General features: G+C 62.9%; 19 protein-coding genes and 1 pseudogene. 16 read left to right on the top strand and 4 right to left on the bottom strand.

Annotated elements, in window-relative coordinates; genetic code table 11:
• Positions 1–18: 18 nt before the first annotated feature.
• Complete coding sequence (gene recG, locus ACN9MW_RS30360; RefSeq protein ID WP_426172340.1) at positions 19–2,091, bottom strand: ATP-dependent DNA helicase RecG; 2,073 nt, start codon at positions 2,089–2,091, stop codon at positions 19–21.
• A 46-nt stretch (positions 2,092–2,137) separates the two neighbouring features.
• Here recG and ACN9MW_RS30355 point away from each other — a divergent pair, with 46 nt between their 5' ends.
• The 8 genes from ACN9MW_RS30355 (at position 2,138) to secF (ending at position 10,381) form a co-directional block, all read left to right on the top strand.
• On the top strand, positions 2,138–2,863 hold the full coding sequence (locus ACN9MW_RS30355; protein WP_426165966.1) for a hypothetical protein: 726 nt from the start codon (positions 2,138–2,140) through the stop codon (positions 2,861–2,863).
• A 76-nt stretch (positions 2,864–2,939) separates the two neighbouring features.
• Positions 2,940–3,965: a tRNA preQ1(34) S-adenosylmethionine ribosyltransferase-isomerase QueA gene (gene queA, locus ACN9MW_RS30350; protein ID WP_426165963.1), complete on the top strand. Its 1,026-nt coding sequence runs from the start codon at positions 2,940–2,942 to the stop codon at positions 3,963–3,965.
• A gap of 75 nt (positions 3,966–4,040) precedes the next feature.
• Positions 4,041–5,240 carry an AAA family ATPase gene (locus tag ACN9MW_RS30345; protein ID WP_426165960.1) on the top strand — a complete coding sequence of 400 codons (1,200 nt, stop codon included), beginning with the start codon at positions 4,041–4,043 and terminating at the stop codon, positions 5,238–5,240.
• An 11-nt stretch (positions 5,241–5,251) separates the two neighbouring features.
• Entirely contained in the window at positions 5,252–5,842 is a 591-nt protein-coding gene (locus tag ACN9MW_RS30340; RefSeq protein WP_426165958.1) for a DUF4276 family protein, read from the top strand.
• Positions 5,843–5,863: 21 nt separating this feature from the next.
• Positions 5,864–7,003 carry a tRNA guanosine(34) transglycosylase Tgt gene (gene tgt, locus ACN9MW_RS30335; RefSeq protein ID WP_057262553.1) on the top strand — a complete coding sequence of 380 codons (1,140 nt, stop codon included), beginning with the start codon at positions 5,864–5,866 and terminating at the stop codon, positions 7,001–7,003.
• A 105-nt stretch (positions 7,004–7,108) separates the two neighbouring features.
• Complete coding sequence (gene yajC, locus ACN9MW_RS30330) at positions 7,109–7,435, top strand: preprotein translocase subunit YajC (protein WP_090445410.1); 327 nt, start codon at positions 7,109–7,111, stop codon at positions 7,433–7,435.
• Between the two features lie 57 nt (positions 7,436–7,492).
• Positions 7,493–9,352, top strand: a complete 1,860-nt coding sequence (secD, locus tag ACN9MW_RS30325; protein ID WP_426165955.1) for a protein translocase subunit SecD — start codon at positions 7,493–7,495, stop codon at positions 9,350–9,352.
• A 9-nt stretch (positions 9,353–9,361) separates the two neighbouring features.
• Positions 9,362–10,381, top strand: a complete 1,020-nt coding sequence (gene secF, locus ACN9MW_RS30320; RefSeq protein WP_426165952.1) for a protein translocase subunit SecF — start codon at positions 9,362–9,364, stop codon at positions 10,379–10,381.
• A gap of 61 nt (positions 10,382–10,442) precedes the next feature.
• On the opposite strand, the gene ACN9MW_RS30315 is transcribed toward secF, so the two are convergent.
• Positions 10,443–11,486: a LacI family DNA-binding transcriptional regulator gene (locus ACN9MW_RS30315; protein WP_426165949.1), complete on the bottom strand. Its 1,044-nt coding sequence runs from the start codon at positions 11,484–11,486 to the stop codon at positions 10,443–10,445.
• Positions 11,487–11,538: 52 nt separating this feature from the next.
• Here ACN9MW_RS30315 and ACN9MW_RS30310 point away from each other — a divergent pair, with 52 nt between their 5' ends.
• The 6 genes from ACN9MW_RS30310 to ACN9MW_RS30285 all read left to right on the top strand — a co-directional run bounded on the left by ACN9MW_RS30310 (position 11,539) and on the right by ACN9MW_RS30285 (position 16,933).
• Positions 11,539–12,231 carry a helix-turn-helix transcriptional regulator gene (locus tag ACN9MW_RS30310; RefSeq protein WP_426165947.1) on the top strand — a complete coding sequence of 231 codons (693 nt, stop codon included), beginning with the start codon at positions 11,539–11,541 and terminating at the stop codon, positions 12,229–12,231.
• Between the two features lie 65 nt (positions 12,232–12,296).
• Positions 12,297–12,920 (top strand): glutathione S-transferase family protein, encoded by a 624-nt coding sequence (locus tag ACN9MW_RS30305; RefSeq protein ID WP_426165944.1) that lies wholly within the window; start codon positions 12,297–12,299, stop codon positions 12,918–12,920.
• A 130-nt stretch (positions 12,921–13,050) separates the two neighbouring features.
• The gene (locus ACN9MW_RS30300; protein ID WP_426165942.1) at positions 13,051–13,899 is read left to right on the top strand and encodes a haloalkane dehalogenase; all 849 of its coding nucleotides are present in this window, start codon (positions 13,051–13,053) and stop codon (positions 13,897–13,899) included.
• Positions 13,900–14,074: 175 nt separating this feature from the next.
• A complete protein-coding gene (locus tag ACN9MW_RS30295; RefSeq protein WP_426165939.1) occupies positions 14,075–14,779 on the top strand; it encodes a methyltransferase in 705 nt (234 codons plus the stop codon).
• Positions 14,763–16,007, top strand: a complete 1,245-nt coding sequence (locus ACN9MW_RS30290; protein ID WP_426165936.1) for a hypothetical protein — start codon at positions 14,763–14,765, stop codon at positions 16,005–16,007. Before ACN9MW_RS30295 ends, ACN9MW_RS30290 begins: the two co-directional genes overlap by 17 nt.
• Positions 16,004–16,933, top strand: a complete 930-nt coding sequence (locus ACN9MW_RS30285) for an arginase family protein (protein WP_426165933.1) — start codon at positions 16,004–16,006, stop codon at positions 16,931–16,933. The genes ACN9MW_RS30290 and ACN9MW_RS30285 overlap by 4 nt, the downstream gene beginning before the upstream one ends.
• Here ACN9MW_RS30285 and cysC read toward each other — a convergent pair.
• Positions 16,885–17,361, bottom strand: a pseudogene (gene cysC, locus ACN9MW_RS30280) (adenylyl-sulfate kinase); the annotation flags it as partial. The gene ACN9MW_RS30285 and the pseudogene cysC overlap by 49 nt on opposite strands.
• A 72-nt stretch (positions 17,362–17,433) precedes the next feature.
• On the opposite strand from cysC, the gene ACN9MW_RS30275 reads away from it, so the two are divergent.
• Together ACN9MW_RS30275 and ACN9MW_RS30270 are read left to right on the top strand one after the other, a co-directional pair.
• Entirely contained in the window at positions 17,434–18,795 is a 1,362-nt protein-coding gene (locus tag ACN9MW_RS30275; RefSeq protein ID WP_426165930.1) for an FAD/NAD(P)-binding protein, read from the top strand.
• A 34-nt stretch (positions 18,796–18,829) separates the two neighbouring features.
• On the top strand, positions 18,830–19,240 hold the full coding sequence (locus ACN9MW_RS30270; RefSeq protein WP_426165928.1) for a DUF4019 domain-containing protein: 411 nt from the start codon (positions 18,830–18,832) through the stop codon (positions 19,238–19,240).
• A 31-nt stretch (positions 19,241–19,271) separates the two neighbouring features.
• Here ACN9MW_RS30270 and ACN9MW_RS30265 read toward each other — a convergent pair whose 3' ends face one another.
• The gene (locus tag ACN9MW_RS30265; protein ID WP_426165925.1) at positions 19,272–20,108 is read right to left on the bottom strand and encodes an HDOD domain-containing protein; all 837 of its coding nucleotides are present in this window, start codon (positions 20,106–20,108) and stop codon (positions 19,272–19,274) included.
• Positions 20,109–20,149 lie beyond the last annotated feature (41 nt).

Below are 20,149 nucleotides of genomic sequence, written 5' to 3'. Positions count from 1 at the left end.
TGCCGGGCGCACGTTTCGTCAGACTTTCAGGAATTCTTCCCTGCCGCCCAGCCAGCGTTCCAGGTGGGCTTCCACCGTGGCCTTGTTGGCGGGCGTCGCCTCATGCAGCAGGGCGTGCGCCACGTCGCGCGCCTGGTCGACCAGCCAGCCGTCGGTCTCCAGGTCGGCGAAGCGCAGCATGGCCTGGCCGGATTGGCGCGAGCCCAGGAATTCGCCGGGGCCGCGGATTTCCAGGTCGCGGCGCGCGATCTCAAAGCCATCGGTGGTTTCGCGCATCGTCATCAGGCGCTGCTTGGCGATCGGGCCGAGCGGGCTTTGGTAAAGCAGCAGGCAGACCGACGCTGCCGAACCTCGGCCCACGCGGCCGCGCAGCTGGTGCAGTTGCGAGAGGCCGAAGCGTTCGGCGTGCTCGATCACCATCAGGGAGGAATTCGGCACGTCGACGCCGACCTCGATCACGGTCGTCGCGACCAGGACATGGATGTCGCCGGCGGCGAATGCGTCCATCACCTCCGCCTTTTCAGCTGGCTTCAAGCGGCCGTGCACCAGGCCGACGCGCAGGTCGGGCAGGGCGGCTGCGAGGGTCTCGTAGGTTTCGGTTGCCGTCTGGAGCTGCAGCGCTTCCGATTCTTCGATCAGCGGGCAGACCCAGTAAGCCTGGCGGCCTTCCAGCGCGGCGGCATGCACGCGGGCGATCACCTCATCGCGCCGGTTCTGGTCGACCACGGCGGTGACGATCGGAGTGCGGCCGGGCGGCAGCTCATCGATTACCGATACCTCGAGATCGGCATAGTAGGTCATGGCCAGCGTGCGCGGGATCGGCGTAGCGGACATCATCAACTGGTGCGGCACGTTGTCGCCATTGCCCTTGTTGCGCAGGGTCAGGCGCTGGCCGACGCCAAAGCGGTGCTGCTCGTCCACGATCACCAGGCCGAGTTTTGCGAACTGCACCGTGTCCTGGATGATGGCATGCGTGCCGATCACCAGTTGCGCCTCGCCCGATTCCACCAGCGCGTAAGCGGCTTCCTTTTCTTTCTTTTTCAGGCTGCCGGTCAGCCATGCGACTTTCACGCCCAGCGGTTCCAGCCACGCGGCAATCTTGCGGAAATGCTGGTCGGCCAGGATCTCGGTCGGCGCCATCAGGGCGGCCTGGTAGCCGCTGTCGATCGCCTGCGCCGCGGACAGCGCGGCCACGATGGTCTTGCCGCTGCCGACGTCGCCCTGCAGCAGGCGCTGCATCGGGTAGGGCTGCTTGATGTCGGCGCGGATTTCCTTCAGCACGCGCTGCTGGGCTTTCGTCAGCTTGAACGGCAGCGAGGCTTCAAACGCCGACGACAGCGAGCCGGCCTTGCGCAGTACCGCGGCGCCCTTGGCGCGGCGTGCGCGCTGCGCGCGTTTCAGTGAGAGCTGCTGTGCCAGCAGTTCGTCGAACTTCACGCGCGTCCAGGCCGGGTGGCTGCGATCGATCAGGGCATTCTCATCGATCTCGGCCGGCGGGTAATGCAAGGTGCGCACGGCCGACTCGAGCGGATGCAGGCGCATGGCCTTGAGGATTTCCGGCGGCAGGGTGTCGGTCCAGTCCACGCGCTTCATCGCGTCTGCAATCGCGCGGCGCAGCACCAGTTGCGACAGGCCTTCGCCGGAAGGGTAGACCGGTGTCAGGGAAGTCGGCAGCGGCGCGCCCTCGTTCACGATCTTGTAGGCAGGGTGCACCATCTCGGCGCCGAAGAAGCCATGCCGCACTTCACCGCGCGCCCGCACGCGGGTGCCTTCCGCCAATTGCTTGACCTGGCTGCCGTAGAAGTTCATGAAGCGCAGCTGGATATCGCCCGTCTCGTCCGCGATATGGACCAGCAGCTGGCGGCGCGGCTTGTAGGCGATTTCGTTCGACGTGACCACGCCTTCCACCTGCGCTACCTCGCCGCCGCGCATGCAGGCTTCGCGGATCGTCAGGACTTCCGTCTCATCTTCGTAGCGCATGGGCAGGTGCAGCACCAGGTCCATGTCCGTGCGCAGGCCTAGCTTGGCAAGCTTGCTCTCGGCGGTGGCGGCTGGTTTTTTTGCTTTGGCGGGCGGCTTCGTTTCCGGCATGTTGGGCATGGTATAAACACCAGGCTTGGATTCTAACTGAAAGACGATGAGACTTGACCTGCGTTCGCTATGCCTGAACAGTGCAGTGGTGATTGTCGGCGCCGCGTTTTGCGGATTCGCCGCACTGGACTTCTATATCACGCGGGGCACCGGCAGCCCATCGCTGTCGGCGAACAAGGCTGCACGCACAGTCTTCCGCGCGCAATTCTGGGGCAGTCCTGGGCGGGCTGTCGATGCGCAGCAGCTTCCATTCGCCGACCGGATGGCTTTCTACAGGATGATGATCTTGCGCGGTGGACCAGTCGAAGTGTCGGCGGCAGACGAACTGGCGCTGCAGCAGGATTTCGCGCGCTTGATTCGCTCGGAGGAATTTGCCGGCCTGGCGCCAGCCGCGCGCGAGCAGGCGCTCGACTGGGCGCGCGAAGACTTGCCGAACGACCAGGGCAACCATGTCTACGGTATCCCTGCCTTGAAGCTTCCCTCGCTGGAGGCGCGCGCCAGCCGCGGCGACTGCGCGGCGGCGCGCCGGTTGGCCTCCTACGACATGTTTGGCGCCCTCGGGAAATACGATTTGGATTTCAAGTGGGCGCGCATTGCCGCCAAGTGTCCTGGAACGTATTTCAAGGAAACGCTGGTGGGGATGTTCGTCTACTTCAGCGTCAAGCCGGCGTACGAGGGCGAGATTGAGGAACTGATTGCCGGGATTGAAGCCGTTGACCCGGCGCTCGGCGCCAGGTACCGGCGGGACGTCAAACAAGGCAGGCCGCGCTGACGGGAGCTATTTTTGCGTGAAATTTGGGCAAATGACGTAAAATAGAGGGTTGCCCAACAGTTTTAGTGGTCCGTCAATGTACTCGTTATCCGACTTCGATTTTAACTTGCCGCCAGAGCGAATTGCGCAATTTCCTCTGCCGGACCGCAGCGCGTCGCGCCTCCTGCACGTGGACGGCAAGATCCTGCACGACCGCCAGTTCACCGACATCGTCGACCAGCTCCAGGCTGGCGACCTGCTGGTGATGAACAACACCCGCGTGCTGAAGGCCCGTTTCTTCGGCGTCAAGGACAGCGGCGGCAAGGTGGAGGCGCTGGTTGAGCGCGTGCTGGACACCCGCACCGTGCTGGCCCAGGTGCGCGCCTCGAAGTCGCCCGGTCCCGGCGTGAAGATCCGCCTGGCCGATGCCTTCGACGTGACGGTCGGAGAGCGCGCCGGCGAGTTCTACACCCTGCATTTCGAAGCAGATGTGTTCGACCTGATCGAGCAATATGGCCGCCTGCCGCTGCCGCCCTACATTGAACACGCGCCGGGCGAAGTGGATGAAACGCGCTACCAGACGGTGTTCAACAAGGTGCCGGGTGCCGTGGCGGCGCCGACCGCCGGCCTGCATTTCGATGAAGCGCTGCTCGACAAGCTGCGTGCCAAGGGCGTGAAATTCGCCTACGTCACCCTGCACGTGGGCGCCGGGACCTTCCAGCCGGTACGCACCGAAAACCTGGCCGAGCACAAGATGCATACCGAGTGGTACACCATGCCGCAGGAAACCGTGGACGCCGTGCGTGAAGCGCGCGCCGCCGGCCGCGACGTGGTGGCGGTGGGCACGACCTCGCTGCGCGCGCTGGAGTCGGCCTCCCAAGGTGGCAGCCTGGAAGCGGGCAGCGGCGACACCAGCCTGTTCATCACCCCGGGCTACCAATTCAAGACGGTGACGCGGCTGATCACCAACTTCCACCTGCCGAAATCGACCCTGCTGATGCTGGTCAGCGCTTTCGCAGGCTTTACCGAGATCCGCCACGCCTACCAGCACGCGATCGCGAACGAATACCGCTTCTTCAGCTATGGCGACGCCATGCTGCTGACGACGCACAACCGGACTTGATGTTGCAGTCTGTCGGGGGCGGCGAAGGTACAATGGCTATCAAGAATGTGATTTCGACAAGATAGAAAGCGACTAATGAGATCTTCGATATTTCTGAAGCGAGTAAGTCTTCGCAATTACAAGAGCATCGCCAGCTGCGACGTAAGACTCTCGCCGTTGACATATTTAGTCGGCGCAAATGGTTCGGGCAAGAGTAATTTCCTCGATGCCTTGCATTTGGTGCGCGATGCCCTAAGTGGTTCATTAGATAATGCCATGAACGAACGCGGTGGCCTCTCCGAGGTTCGGCGTCGTTCGCGCGGCCACCCTACGCATTTTGGAATCCGTCTCGAATTCGAACTGCCAACAGGAGAGCCGGGCCATTATGCGTTTACGGTGGGCGCTGTACCGAGCGGTTACGAAGTTCAACGTGAGGAGTGCTGCATTGGCGGCATTGGAAAAGGCCCTTTCTTTGAACTCGAACGCGGCAGAATAATCAAGTCGAGTGAGACAGCTTTCCCTGCTGTGACTGCGGACAGGCTTGCGCTGGTCAGCGCTTCTGGCCTCTCGGCGTTTAGGCCTGTGTACGATGCCTTGATCGCAATGGGTTTCTACAATTTGAATCCAAAGGTGATTCGCGAGTTGCAGAAACCTCAGGACGGTCGTTTGCTGAAGCCCTCTGGCGAAAACATCTCAAGCGTCATTGGCCACTTGGCTCGTACCAATCCGACATCCAAACAGGTGATCGAAGACTATTTGCATGCGGTCGTGCCAATGGTTCATGGCGTTGAGCGCGAAACCGTCGGCCCAATGGAGTCCCTTAGTTTTAAACAAGACATGGCAGGCGACAAGAATCCGTGGCGATTCCTTGCCCAAAATATGTCGGACGGTACGCTGCGGGCATTGGGCATATTAACGGCCCTGTTCCAGGGTAATAGCGACCATTCGCCATCGCTGATCGGTATCGAAGAGCCTGAAACTGCTTTGCACCCAGCCGCATCCGCTGCGCTACGCGAAGCGCTGGAGCGTGCCTCTGAGCGCACCCAAGTGATTGTCACGAGCCATAGCCCGGATCTTCTGGATGACATGAAGATCGAACCTGAATCGCTTTTGGTCGTAGCGGCCGAGGAAGGTGTTACTCGAATCGTTCCTCTAGGTAAAGGTTCACGTGAAGTCATGCGCCAACATTTATGCTCGGCCGGCGAACTTTTGCGCCTGAATCAACTGAATCCGGATCCCGTTTCGCCTGATACTCCTGCGCTCAAACAAGCTGAACTGTTTGGTGAGCCACGCTGATGAAATCAGTAGTGTCAATCGTTGAAGGTGATGGTGAAGTCGAGGCACTTCCTGTTTTATTGCGTCGTATGGCCCAATGGTTGTCTCCAGGCGAATACATTAACGTCGGGCGGCCGATTAGAGTCCGGCGTGACCAGTTCCTGAACAAGGCGGAAGTCTTTGAAAAACAACTACGTTTGGCGGCAGGGTTGTGTTTGGATGAAGGATGGATCTTGATTTTGCTGGATGCTGACGATGACTGCCCCATGGAATTGTCAAGAATCATTCTCCAGCGAGCAGCCGCGATCGTTCCGAATCATTTCGTGTCCGTGGTGTTGGCTAATCGCGAATATGAAGCATGGTTTATTGCGTCGGCGGAGACATTGACTGGCTGCCGCGACTTTGTATGTCCGCCCGATATTCCAGACGCAGAGTCGGTGCGCGCAGCTAAACAATGGATTAGTGCCCAAGTCCAGAATGGCTCTTACCGCGAGGTGATAGGCCAGCCGGCATTTTCGGCGGGAATTGACCTTGAGCGTGCGCACGCGAACAGCCGCTCATTCCGAAAGCTCTGCAGCGACTGGCAACGAGCGATCAATCATCTCACCCTAGCTGGTGTTTAACAAACCTGAACAAGTACTGAAATGCTGGAATTTAAACTCATCAAAAAAGACACCACCGGCAAGACCCACGCCCGCCGCGGCACGGTCAAGCTCAATCACGGCGAGGTGCAGACCCCGATCTTCATGCCGGTCGGTACCTACGGCTCCGTCAAGGCCATGTCGCCGCTGGAGCTGAAGGAAATCGGCGCCCAGATCATCCTCGGCAACACCTTCCACCTGTGGCTGCGCCCCGGTAACGACGTAATGTCCAAGTTCGGCGGCCTGCACGGCTTCATGGGCTGGGACAAGCCGATCCTGACCGACTCCGGCGGCTTCCAGGTGTTCTCCCTGGGCGAAATGCGCAAGATCACCGAGGAAGGCGTGACCTTCAATTCGCCGATCAACGGCGACAAGCTGTTCCTGTCCCCTGAAATCTCGATGCAGATCCAGCGCGTGCTGAATTCCGACATCGTGATGCAGTTCGACGAATGCACCCCGTACGAAATCGATGGCCGTCCTGCCACGCTGGAAGAAGCGGCGAAGTCGATGCGCATGTCCCTGCGCTGGGCCCAACGCTCGATGAATGAGTTCAAGGCGGGCGAGAACCCGAACGCGCTGTTTGGCATCGTCCAGGGCGGCATGTACGAAAACCTGCGCGATGAATCGCTGGCAGGCCTCCAGGAAATCGACTTCCCGGGCCTGGCCATCGGCGGCTTGTCCGTCGGCGAGCCAAAAGAAGACATGATGCGCATCCTGCAGCACGTCGGCCCGCGCCTGCCTGAGAACAAGCCGCACTACCTGATGGGCGTCGGCACTCCGGAAGACCTGGTGAACGGCGTGGCCAACGGCGTCGACATGTTCGACTGCGTGATGCCGACCCGGAATGCCCGCAACGGCTGGATCTTCACCCGCTTCGGCGACGTCAAGATCAAGAATGCCCGTTATAAGGATGACAAGGAACCGCTGGACCCGACCTGCTCCTGCTACACCTGCCGCAACTTCAGCCGGGCCTACCTGCACCACCTACACCGTGCGCAGGAGATCCTGGGCGCGCGCCTGAACACCATCCACAACCTGCATTATTACCTGGACATCATGCAGCAGATGCGCGACGCGCTCGACGCCGACCGTTTCCCGGACTGGGTGCAGCAATTCCACGCAGATCGCGCGCGTGGTATTTAAAAAGCGGCAAGCCGCCCTTATGTAGGTCGGCAGCGTGGCGGGTGCTAGAATACACCGCTTGATTTTTACCCAATAAGTTTTACCTAACTAGAATCTGGAGTCCCCGTGTTCATTTCCAACGCATACGCCCAAACCGCAGCCGACGCCGGCGCCATGGGCAGCCTGACCACCTTCGCACCACTGATCCTGATGTTTGTGGTGATGTACTTCCTGATGATTCGGCCGCAGCAGAAGCGCGCGAAAGAGCAGAAAGCCATGATGGAAGCCCTCGCCAAGGGCGACGAAGTGGTGACCATCGGCGGCATCATGGGCAAAGTGACCAAGGTGAACGACCAGAACGTGGCTATCGAAGTGTCGCAGGGCACCGAAGTCTGGGTGCAGAAGCACGCCATCTCTTCCCAGCTGCCGAAAGGCACCCTGAAGAGCCTGTGATAACCGGCGCGGGCGGCCAGTGCCGCCCGTTTTGTTATAGCCTGAACGCTGAAGACTATGAATCGTTATCCAATCTGGAAATACATCCTTATCGTCGTGGTGGTGCTGCTTGGCGCCCTGTACACGGCGCCTAACTACTTCGGCCAGACACCTGCACTGCAGATCACCAGCGCCAAGGCCACCGTCAAGGTCACCAATGCCCTGGCGACCCAGGTGGACACGCTCCTGAAACAAGCCAACGTCAAGAATGACGGCGTAGCGCTGGACGGCGCCGGCATGCACACCTACGTGCGCGCGCGCTTCTCCGACACGGACGCCCAGTTCAAAGGCCGGCTGGCACTTGAAAAAGGCCTGAACCCGGACCCGAACGACCCGACCTATATCGTCACCGTCAACCTGGTGTCGAATACCCCGGACTGGATGCGCGCTGTAGGCGCACTGCCAATGTACCTGGGCCTGGACCTGCGCGGCGGCGTGCACTTCCTGATGCAGGTTGACACCAAGGCTGCGGTCACCAAGCGTATCCAGGGTACCCAGGCTGCCATCAAGAACCAGCTGCGCGAGAAGAACGTGCGCCACGCAGGCATCGATCGCGTGAACGACACCATCATCGTCAAGTTCCGCGACGACGCACTGCGCCAGCAGGCCAAGGGCATCATCAAGGACCAGCAGCCGGATATGGACGTGGTTGACGCCACCGAAGGCGACGAACTGCGCCTGGTCGTGACCCTGAAGCCGGCCGCCCTGAAAGCCACCCTGGACAACGGCGTGCAGCAGAATATTGCCACCCTGGGCAAGCGCGTGAATGAACTGGGCGTGTCCGAGCCGGTGATCCAGCAGCAAGGCCCTGACCGCATCGTGGTGCAGCTGCCAGGCGTGCAGGATGCCGCGCACGCGAAAGACATCATCGGCCGTACCGCAACCCTGGAAGTACGCATGGTCGACGAAACCGTCACCCCTGGCACTGAGCTGAACGCTGCCATTCCGTACAACTCGGAGCTGTTCACCGTCGGCAAAGGCGTGCCTGTCGTGCTGTCCAAGGACGTGGTGCTGACCGGCGATTACATCTCCAGCGCAACCGCCACTTTCGACCAGAACCAGCAGCCTGCCGTCAGCATCGACCTGAACGGCGACGGTGGCCGCAAGATGCGCGACGCAACCCGCGACCGCGTCGGCAAGAAGATGGCCATCGTGCTGTTCGAGAAGAAGAAGGCCGAAGTGCTGTCCGTGGCGACCATCCAGAGCGAACTGGGTAGCCGCTTCCAGATCACCGGCATGGGCAGCGCGGAGAACTCCGCCGAACTGGCGCTGCTGCTGCGCGCCGGCGCCCTGTACGCTCCGATGGAAGTGATCGAGCAGCGTACCGTGGGTCCTGCACTGGGCGCTGAAAACATCGCCAAGGGCTTCCACTCCACGATGTACGGCTTTGCCGCCATCGCGGCCTTCATGATCATCTACTACATGATGTTCGGCGCCTTCAGCGTGCTGGCGCTGGCAGTGAACCTGCTGCTGCTGATCGCTGTGCTGTCCCGCCTGCAAGCCACGCTGACCCTGCCGGGTATCGCGGCAATCGCGCTGGCGCTGGGCATGGCAATTGACGCCAACGTGCTGATCAACGAACGTATCCGCGAAGAGCTGCGCAATGGCGCCAACCCGCAGTCGGCGATTGCCGCCGGCTTCGAGCACGCCTGGCACACCATCCTGGACTCCAACGTGACCACCCTGATCGTTGGTATCGCGCTGCTGGTGTTCGGTTCCGGTGCGGTGCGCGGCTTCGCCGTGGTGCACAGCCTGGGCATCCTGACCTCGATGTTCTCCGCAGTCTTCGTTTCGCGCGGCGTGGTGAACCTGTGGTACGGCCGTAAGAAGAAACTGCAGTCGCTGTCGATCGGCACCGTCTGGAAACCTGCGAACTAAGGAATAGAGATGGAATTTTTCCGCATCCGTAAAGACATCCCGTTCATGCGCCACGCGTTGGTCTTCAACGTGATTTCGGCGCTGACCTTCGTGGCAGCAGTGTTCTTCCTGGCCACCAAGGGCCTGCACTTCTCGGTGGAGTTCACCGGCGGTACCGTGATGGAAGTGAAGTACGCGCAGGCAGCCAACCTGGAAAAGGTGCGCGAGACCCTGAATGGCCTGGGCTACCACCCTGAGGTGTCGAGCATCGACACGGCGCGCGATGCCTTGATCCGCCTGCCGAACGTTGCAGGCACCACCGCTGCCGATACCGCTGCCAAGGTGTTCGGCGAGCTGTGCAAGGCCGAGCAGGGCAGCGTCAAGTCGGTCGACAAGGTGACCGACAAGGGCGCCCATGAAATGAAGAGCGCCTGTATCCATGCCGACGGTTCCGAAGGCGTGTCGCTGCAGAAGGTTGAATTCGTCGGCCCGCAGGTCGGCGATGAGCTGGCGCAGAACGGCCTGAACGCCCTGATCATGGTGGTGGTTGGCGTGATGATCTACCTGGCCATCCGCTTCGAATGGAAATTCGCAGTGGCCGCCATCGTCGCGAACTTGCACGACGTGGTGATCATCCTGGGCTTCTTCGCCTTCTTCCAGTGGGAATTCTCGCTGACCGTGCTGGCCGCCGTGCTGGCGGTACTGGGTTACTCGGTCAACGAATCGGTGGTTATCTTCGACCGGATTCGCGAGAACTTCCGCAAGCAGCGCAAGATGTCCGTGCATGAAGTGATCGACAACGCAATCACTTCCACCATCTCGCGTACCATCATCACCCACGGTTGCACCCAGATGATGGTGCTGTCGATGCTGTTCCTGGGCGGCCCGACCCTGCACTACTTCGCGATTGCGCTGACCATCGGTATCTGCTTCGGTATTTACTCTTCCGTGTTCGTTGCTGCTGCCGTGGCCATGTGGCTGGGCGTGAAGCGCGAAGACCTGATCAAGCCGATCAAGGAAAAAGACGAGACCGACGGCGCGGTGGTTTAAACAACCGCGCTCGAAAAAAAAGCAGCCGTGAGGCTGCTTTTTTTTATTTGCACTGATGTCGTTATGCGCTCTCGCGTGCCATCAGCGTGAAGCCAAGGTCGATGCGGCGCGCCGGCACGTCGTTGCCGCGGATGGTCGCCAGCAGCAGGTTGGCGGCCTCAAAACCCGTCTGGTAGCGCGGCGTGCCGACCGTGGTGACCGATGGCTTCATCCAGGCAGAAGCCGGCAGGTCGTTGAAGCCGCAGATCGCCAGCTGCTCCGGCACCTTGATGCCGCGCCGCTGGCACTGGAAGATGGCGCCGTGCGCCAGGTCGTCGTTGCAGCAGAAGATCGCGTCCAGGCCCGGCATATTGGCCAGCATGCGGCCCAGCAGCTCGGCGCCCAGGGCGATGGTGGACGGGTCCGGGCACATCAGCTCCAGCATCGGGTCGGCCAGGCCGGCTTCCTCCATGGCCTTGCGGTAGCCATCGCCGCGCTTCAAGGTACGTTCGTCGAGCTGGGCGGCCATGTAGCCGATGCGCTTGCGGCCCTTCTCGATCAGGTAGCGCGTGATGGTGTAGCCGGCATCCTCCTGCGAGAAGCCGACCGACATTGCGCCCGGTTCCGAGGACAGGTCCATCATCGACACCACAGGCACGCGCGAAGTGGCCAGCATCTGCTGCACGCGCGGGCTGTGCGTCAGTCCGCACAGCAGGATACCGTCCGGGTTCGACTGCATATAAGTCGCCAGCAGCTTCTCTTCTTCCGCATCCGAATAGCGCGTGTTACCGATCAGGATCTGATAGTTGCACGGGTCAAGCGCATCCTGCACGCCCGCCAGCACCGCGGTGAACACCGTGTTTGCCAGCGATGGCACCAGCACCACGATGACCCTCGACTGCGCCGAGGCCAGGGCGCGTGCTGCGCGGTTCGGAACATAGCCGAGATCTTGCACCGCCTTCTCCACGCGCTCGCGCAGGACAGAGGACACCAGCTCCGGTTGATTGATGGCGCGCGACGCCGTCATGGGGGCGACGCCGGCGAGGGCGGCGACATCCGACAGGGTGACTTTGCCGAGTGCGCGGCTTTTGGTGGCAGGGTTCTTGGTAGGGAGGTTCTTGCTCATTCCCAGATTATAACTATGTTAAGCTGCACGCCTCGTAAAATGGGGAGCAGCAATGAGCCGTACCGGCCGCCTGTTCCAGCTCATGGATGCCATGCGCGGCAGCCGCCGTCCGGTGACTGCGGCCGCACTGGCGGAAAAGCTGGGTGTATCCGAACGCACGATTTACCGCGACATGCAAACCCTGGCCGAACTCGGCGCGCCGGTGGAAGGCTCGGCCGGCCTTGGCTATCTGCTGCGCAGCGGCTTCTTCCTGCCGCCGCTGATGTTCGACACGGACGAACTGGAAGCGCTGGTGCTGGGCGCGCGCTGGGTGCGCCGCCAGGGCGACCCGGCGCTGGCGCAAGCCGCAGCCAACGCGCTGGCCAAGATCGCCACCGCCACGCCGAAAGACCTGCGCGACGACATGGCCGACACCAGCCTGTGGGTGCCGCTGATGCGCGACACGCCGGAGCACGATGAATTCGTGCAGCCCGCGCGCGAAGCAATCCGTCGCCATCACAAGATGCGCATCCAATACAAGGACGAAAGCGGTTTTTCGTCCGAGCGCACTGTGTGGCCGTTTGCGCTGGCTTTTTTCGAAGGGCGCCGCATCCTTGCCGCCTGGTGCGAGATGCGCAAGGCCAACCGCCACTTCCGCATCGACCGCATCGCGCACGCCGAAGCACTTGCAGAACGCTACCCTGCACCGCGCCACGAATTGCTCAAAGTCTGGCGCGAAGAAAACGCGATTAAGGACGACTCCTGACAGGAACTGTCAGGGGACCTTGGTTACGATAGGCGCATTCGATCAAACCACCAAGGAGATTAGCGATGCGCCTCTATCACAACCCACTGTCCTCCAACGCCCGCCGTGTATTGCTGGCGGCTAGCCAGCTCGGCATCAAGCTGGAGGAAGTCTTCATCGACCTGGCCAGCGAAGCCGACCGCAAGCGCCTGAGCGAGGTGAACATCTGCGGCAAAGTGCCGGTGCTGGAAGACGATGGCTTCCTGCTGTGGGAATCCTGCGCCATCATGCAGTACCTGGCTGACAAGGCCGGCGCCAACGACGTCTATCCGCGCGACCTGAAAGAGCGCGCCGACGTCAACCGCTGGATGTTCTTCGCCGCCCAGCACTTTGCACCGGCGATTGGCATCCTGACCTGGGAGTACCTGTGGAAGAAGTTCGTCACCGGCCAGGACCCTGATCCGGTCGAGATCAAGAAAGGCGAAACCTTCGTGCACCAGCACGCGGCAGTGCTCGACAAGCACCTGGCCACACGCCAGTGGCTGAGCGGCGGCAAGCTCACGCTGGCCGACTTCGCCGTTGCAGCGCCCATGATGTATGTGAGCCGCGCCAAAATTCCAGTCGAGCAATACCAGCATTTGCTGGCCTGGTTCGAACGGGTGCAGCAACTGCCTGCATGGCAGCAGACCGAGACCCCATGGCCTTTTTAAGGCTTGTGTGAGTTGACGCACAGAGTGCGGCCAGTCCCGAACATAAGATGGAACCGTCTCTTTCAGGACATCCCTAGTTTTGGACTTGGCCCACTCTTTGGAGTGGGCATTTTTTTCTGAGAGAGACCTCATGCAGAACCTCCCCGTACTGAATTCCACCATCGCTTATCGCGAGCTCGGCAAACGCAGCCAGCACGCCGTGATCTTCTTGCACGGCAACCCGACGCACTCCTTCATCTGGCGCGACATCATGCCGCACGTGGCCGTCAAAGCCTGGTGCCTGGCGCCCGACCTGATCGGCTTCGGCGCTTCCGGCAAGCCCGATATCGCCTACAGCTTCCTCGAACACGCGGCCTACCTCGAGGCCTTCCTGCAGCAGATGGAGATCGAGGAGTTCACGCTGGTCGGCCAGGACTGGGGCGGCGCGCTGGCCATCCACCTGGCGGCGCGCTACCCGGCCAAGGTGCGCGGCGTGGCCCTGATGGAGTTCGTGCGTCCCAGCCCGACATGGGAAGACTTCCACCCGCTCGAACAGGCGCGCGAGCGCTTCAAGCTGATGCGCGCACCGGGCAGCGGCGAAGAGTTCGTGCTGCAGCAGAACCTCTTCATCGAGCAGATGCTGCCGAAAGGCGCGCTGCGCCCGCTGACGGCGGAAGAGATGGATGCCTACCGCGCGCCATTCCCGACGCCCGCATCGCGCAAGCCGATGCTGGCTTTCCCGCGCATGATGCCGATTGCCGGGGAGCCGGCCGATGTGTACCAGCTGATCGAACGCAACGAAGCAATCATGGCCACGGCTCAATATCCGAAGCTGATCCTGTTCAGCCCGAACGGCGTGCTGACGCCACGTCCGGTCGCCGAGCGCTACGCCGAGAAGTTTGCAAACTGCAAGCTGGTTGAACTCGGCGAAGGCACGCACAACATCCAGGAAGACCACCCCGAAGCCATCGGCCGCGCCATCGCCGCGTGGCTGCCTTGATGAAAGTCGGGGTCAGGTCTGGCAATCCGCCAAAATGGCGGATTGCCAGACCTGACCCCGACTTTCAACCGGAGAGCAATGTAAGGTTCCAACAGTTCGCGCGCACGGGTTCATCCGTGCTTGCCCTTGCCTGGCAGACTCGATAGCATGGCAAGCATCAGACAAGGGGACAGGTATGCGAACATCTGCACTTCCCACGCCAGAACAAGTCGACCGCTGGCAAGCCACGCGTCAAAAGGCCTTCAAGGCTGTACCGGAGGGCGGGCGCACCATCACTTATCTTGGCAAGAAATTCCACGTCTATCCGAATACTTTCTGGCCCTTCCTCGATAGCCAGCCGCTGGTGCGCAATTTCCGCATTAAGCCGGGGGAGAGCGTACTCGATGTGGGCACCGGCTCGGGCGTGATTGCGATCTTCGCCTGCTACCAGGGCGCGTCGCGCGTGCTGGCGCTGGACGTCAATCCGGCTGCCATCCGAAGCGCGCGCCACAACCTGAAGGCGCACGGATTCGAGGGGGTGATGGAGGTGCGCCGTTCCGACCTGTTCGAGAATGTGGGCGATGAACAGTTCGACGTCATCACCGCCAACCTGCCGTTCCGCGACAAGCCGGCGCCCGACGTGGTGGCGCGCTCGCAGTGGGATACCGATTTCCGCACCAATACCCAGTTCTTCGAGCAGGCGGCGCGCTACCTGAAGCCGGGCGGGCGCATCTACTTCGCGCACTCGAATTTCGGCGCGGTGGACGAGGTGCGGCGGCTGGCGAAACAGGCCGGCTTCAGCATCCGGCTGATGGCGCGCAGCGCGGCCGAACGCGACCAGGAGCGCCAGTTCTTTGCTTTCCTGATCAAGCCGGTGGCAGGGCATGGACGGGCTGATTGACACCATCCGCCAGTTGCGGGCAGTGCCGCATGCGCCTTGGCGTGCGCAGGTAAGGCGTGTCGCCGTCATCCTCACCAGTTCGCGTTCCGGGTCGACGCTGTTCAAGGCGGTGCTGGCGCGCCATCCCGGCATCGCCAGCCTTGACGGCGAAGCGGAGCCCTTCCTTGCCTTGAGCGGCGACGGCTTCGGCTACGATCCAGCATGCACCAGCGATGCCATCGCACGCCTGCGCAATCCCGATGCGCTGGCCGACGAGATCTTCGACAGCCTGACCGTGCCCGAAGGCGGCATGGCGCCGTTGCCGGAGTTGAAAGCGCGCTGGCGCAAGCGCCTGCTGCTGCAGTTCCCTGCGCTGTTCGCGCAACCGCTGGCCTTTGCCCAGATGGAGCGTGCCCTCGACGAGGCGCTGCTGCCCAGCCAGGGCACCGACGCGCCCGGCGAGCACGAATTGCAGCATGCCGTGCTGGGCGCCGTGTTCTGGCGCGAACCGTGGCGGCGCGATTACTACGACGGCGGTCGCGGACCGGGCGAACGGCGGCCATTCAACGAGGCCGCCAAGATCGAAGAGCCGCCCTTTGTTTCGCCCGCCATGCGTGCCCGGCATTTCACCGAAGATGATGCCGCCAGCAAGGTATTGCTGTTCAAGACCCCTTCCGACGCTTATCGCCACGGCTTCTATGAACAACTGTTCCCGCATGCGCAGGTGCGCTATGTGCACCTGGTCCGCAGCGTTGCCGCCTGCGTCAACGGCTTGATCGACGGCTGGCTGTCGCCGCTCGGCTTCCATGCGCACGACATGCAAAAGCACGGCGTGACGCTGGCCATCCACGGCTATTCCGAACAGTGCGAGGGCGGCCAGCGCTGGTGGAAATTCGACCTGCCGCCGAACTGGCGCAGTTTTATCAATGCGCCGCTGGAGGAGGTGTGCCTGAACCAGTGGCTGTCCTGCCACCGCCATATTGTCGATAGCGGCGTGGCGGCGCTGCCGGTGCGCTTCGAATCCTTCCTGTCCGACCCTGCGGGCGTGCTGGAGCGGACTTGCGAATGGCTTGGCCTGCCTCCGATGCCGCAGCCGCCCGAGCTGCCGGTGACGATGGCGACCGAAGCCCCCGCGCCCGGCCGCTGGCGCAAGCGCAGCAGCCAGTTGCTGCCTTTGGCGCGGCGCGCGGAAGTGGCCGACATGATGCACGCGCTGGGCTACGGCGCGGCGCCGGAGCAGTGGCAATGATCCGCCGCCTGCTGGTGCCTTACTTGATGGGCAAGCGGCGCGACGGCCTGCAGCGCGTGCAGTTGCTCGACTCGCAGCCCTGGGCTGTGCTGCAGTCGCCGCAATCGACGGCCACCGAACTGGTGGACAAGGATGAACAGATGCGCAGCATGGGCCGCGTGTATGCCGTGCTGGCCGAACAGGTCGCCGCGGCGGCCGCGGCCGGCGACCTGCCGGTCAGCATTTCCGGCGACTGCGTCTCGACCATGGGCGTGATGGCAGGTTTGCAGCGTGCCGGCCGCGAACCGCAACGCATGCTGTGGCTGGACGCGCACGGCGACTTCCACACCTGGGCCACCACGCACACCCAATACCTGGGCGGCATGCCGCTGGCCATGCTGGTCGGCCGCCAGGACCGGCGCCAGAACCGTCGCGACAGCATCACCGCGTTGCGCGAAGCGGTGGGCATGCGTCCCTACCCGGAAGAGCTGGTGCTGCTGTCCGATGCGCGCGACCTTGACCCTGGCGAAGACGTGGCATTGGAGCGATCGACGATCGTGCGTTGCACCCTGGACCAGGTGCTGGGCAAGCTGTCGACGCACGAGACCCTCTACGTGCATTTCGATACCGACGTGCTGGACGAAGCCCAGCGCATGCCAGCGCTCAAATACCATGTACCGGCGGGACCGCGCGTGGAAGAGATGGCGGAGCTGTTCCGCAGCCTGCGCGACTACCCCTTGGTGGCCGTGTCGGTATCGGCCTGGCACGCGGAACTGGACGCGGGCGACCAGGCTGCCCGCATCTGCCTGGAGCTGCTGGACGAGCTGCTGCCCGGCGCGCGCAGCACGCCGCGCGAGCGCAACCCGGCCAGTACCAGCTCGACGCAATCGGCCAGGGGCGCGCGCGCGGTATCGAGCGACAGTTCGGGCGCCAGCGGCGCTTCGTAAGGGGCGGACACGCCGGTGAACTGTTTCACCTCTCCGGCTCGTGCGCGGCGGTACAGTCCTTTGACATCGCGCTGTTCGCAGACTTCCAGCGGGCATTTGCACCATGCTTCGATGAAGTCGTCTCCGGCCTGCATGGCGCGCACGCGGGCGCGGTCGGCGCGCAGCGGCGAAATGAAGGCCGCCAGCACGATGATGCCGGATTCGGCGAACAGGCGGGCGGTTTCGCCGGCTCGGCGCAGGTTCTCGCTGCGGTCTTCGGGAGAAAAGCCAAGGTCGGCGCACAAGCCCTGGCGCAGGCTGTCGCCATCCAGCAGCACGACCTGGCAGCCGGCATGAAACAGGCGCTGTTCGACGGCGCGGGCCAGTGTTGTCTTGCCGGCGCCGGACAGGCCGGTGAACCAGACTACCGCGCCGCGATGGCCATGCATTTCTTCGCGCTCGCGGCGCGATATGATCAAGGAGTCCATGATGCGACTATATACGCGATGCAGGAGGGCAGCATGCGCACCGTGCTGATCGTAGGTGCAGGCTTTTCCGGTGTAGCGTGCGCGATACAGATGCTGCGCCTCGCGGGACGCCAGCCTTTGCGCCTGCTGTTGTTGAACCGCAGCGGACGGCTGGCGCGCGGCATGGCATACGGGACGCAAAGCCAGCAGCACTTGCTCAACGTAGTGGCGGCAAAAATGAGCGTGCTGCCCGATGATCCGGAACACTTCCTGCGCTATGCGGCGCTGCGCGACAGCCGCGTGACCGGGAGTTCCTACGTCGCCCGCAGCGTGTACGGCGACTATCTGGAATGGGCACTGCGCCAGGCGCAAGACCAGGCGCCACGCCACGCCAGCCTCGATTGCATCAGCGGCAGCGTATGCCGCTTGCAAACCGAAACTAGCGGCAGGCTGGAAGCGATGCTGGAAGACGGCCGCCGGATCGAGGCGGACCGGGTGGTGCTGGCCTTCGGACACCTTCCCGCGCCACCCCCGGAAATGGCGCACGGCACGCTGGCCGACAGTGCGCATTACGTGCCGGATCCATGGCGCGCAGACCTGTTGTCCACCGTTGGCGTTCACGACCCGGTGCTGCTGCTGGGCAGCGGCCTGACGGCGGTCGATATCGCGCTGCAGCTCCTGCGCCGCAATCCCTCGCAGTGCGTGCATGCGCTGTCGCGCCATGGCCTGCTGCCGCAGCCCAGCAAGCCGCCTTGCGGCCACCTGGCAGGCAGCCCGCTGCTGCGCGACGAAGCGCCAACCGTTCGCGCGGCCTTGCACGCTTTCATGCGGCAGGTGGAACGCCTTGAAGCGGCGGGCCTGGACTGGCACGATGCGCTGGCAGCCTTGCGCCACCAGTCCGCGGGCATCTGGCAAGCCTGGCCCGCGGTCGAGCGGCGCCGCTTCCTGCGCCATGTGCGGCCGTATTGGGACGTGCACCGGCACCAGTTGCCGCCAATGGTGCAGCAGGAGTTGGCGGCGGCGCTGGAGCGCGGCGCGCTGCGCGTGTCGGCAGGACGCGTCATGGGCATCCGCGACGAGGTGGAACTGGCGGTCCTGGCGGTGCAGCCGCGCGGCAGCGAAGCAGTCGTCGAACTGCGCGCCGCCCGCATCATCAACTGTACCGGCAGCTGCGCCAGCCCGCGCCGCGCATCGATGCCTCTGGTGCGACAGCTCCTGGCCGATGGCCTGATGCAGGCCGACGCGCTGGGACTCGGCGTGGAAACCGGCGCCGGCTGCACCGTGCTTGGCGCAGACGGCAAACCGACGCCAGGCCTGTATTACATCGGCCCCTGGCTGCGGGCCGGCTACTGGGAGGCGACTGCGGTGCCTGAACTGCGTCAATTCGCCGCCACGATCGCCCGCGCCTGCATGTAAAATTGGCAATCCTCAACAGTGTTGGAGAACGACGATGCGCGCGGTTTTGCTGATTGCTGGTTTATTGCTGTCTGGCGCCGTGTTTGCGCAAGATGCACCGTCAGGCGATTCCGCCAAAACCGCCGCCAGCGAATGGCTGGCGCTGACCGATGCCGGCAGCTACGGTGCGAGCTGGGACAAGGCAGCCCCGGCATTCAAAGGCGCGATCAGCAAGCCGGGCTGGGAGCAGGCGCTGCGCAATGTGCGCATGCCCTTGGGAACAGTAAAGTCGCGCCGCCTGGCCAGTGCCCAGTTCACGCACAGCTTGCCGGGCGCCCCGGCAGGCGACTACTTCGTCCTGCAGTTCGCCACCCAATTCGAGAACAAGGCCAGCGCCGTGGAAACCGTGACCCCGATGAAAGGGCCGGACGGCAACTGGCGCGTCTCCGGTTACTTTATAAAATAAATGGGGACGTACCCCTTTTAAGGGGTACGTCTCAGTGAAGCAGGGCGGAGGTAAGGGATTTCACTTCTTCCGCCGACTCTTCCATGATGCTGGCCAGCGTGCCGTCGCCGACGGCGAAGTCGATGGTGCTGGCGGCTGCCACCGAGGTTGCACCCGGGCGGGCGTGCAGCGGCGAGGCGATCGGGGACAAGTCGTTGGCCAACAGCAGCGTGTCGCCCAGGTTTTCGGGTGGCAGGGCGCGCATGCCTTCCCACATGGCTTCCACGGCCTTCATCACGTTCTCGGGAATCATCAGCTTTTGCAGGACGCCGCGGCCGATCGGCACTTCGCCGTAGGTGGTCCATTCTTCCGGATCGCCTTCCATCGCTTCCGGATAGGCTTCGGCTTGCGACAGCATGTAGAAGCCGCCCACCTCGTGCACGATGCCGGCAAACATGGCGGTATCGGGATCGACGTGGGACACGCGCCGCGCAATCACCTGCGCCAGCGCCGCCACGTGGGCGGTGTGCTCCCACAGCTGGTTGGCCTTGGCCTTGAGCAGGGGATTGCGGATCTTGGTGCCGAGCTGGCGCACGATCACCGAGGTTACCAGCGACTGCAGGGTGCGCACCCCAAGGCGCTGCACAGCCGTCTTCACGCTGGAAATCTCCATGCCGGAGCGGTTGTAGGCCACCGAGTTGGCAATGGCCACCGTGCGGGCCGCCAGCAGCGGGTCGGCCTGCACCAGCTTGGCTGCCAGGTCGATATGGCAATTGTCATCGTTCAGCGCGCGCTGAAGCTTGATCGACGCGTCGATATTGGTGGGGAATGTAAGCTCACCGCGGCCGGCTTGGGCTGCAATTGCTTTGAAGGCTTCCAGTCTGTCCATGCGAAAATTATATGCAGAAATTGCCCTTTGGAACTAGGACA

It is taken from the genome of Pseudoduganella sp. R-34 (assembly GCF_049904655.1).
Lineage (GTDB): Bacteria > Pseudomonadota > Gammaproteobacteria > Burkholderiales > Burkholderiaceae_D > Rugamonas.
This window is presented reverse-complemented; position numbering and strand designations above follow the sequence as displayed.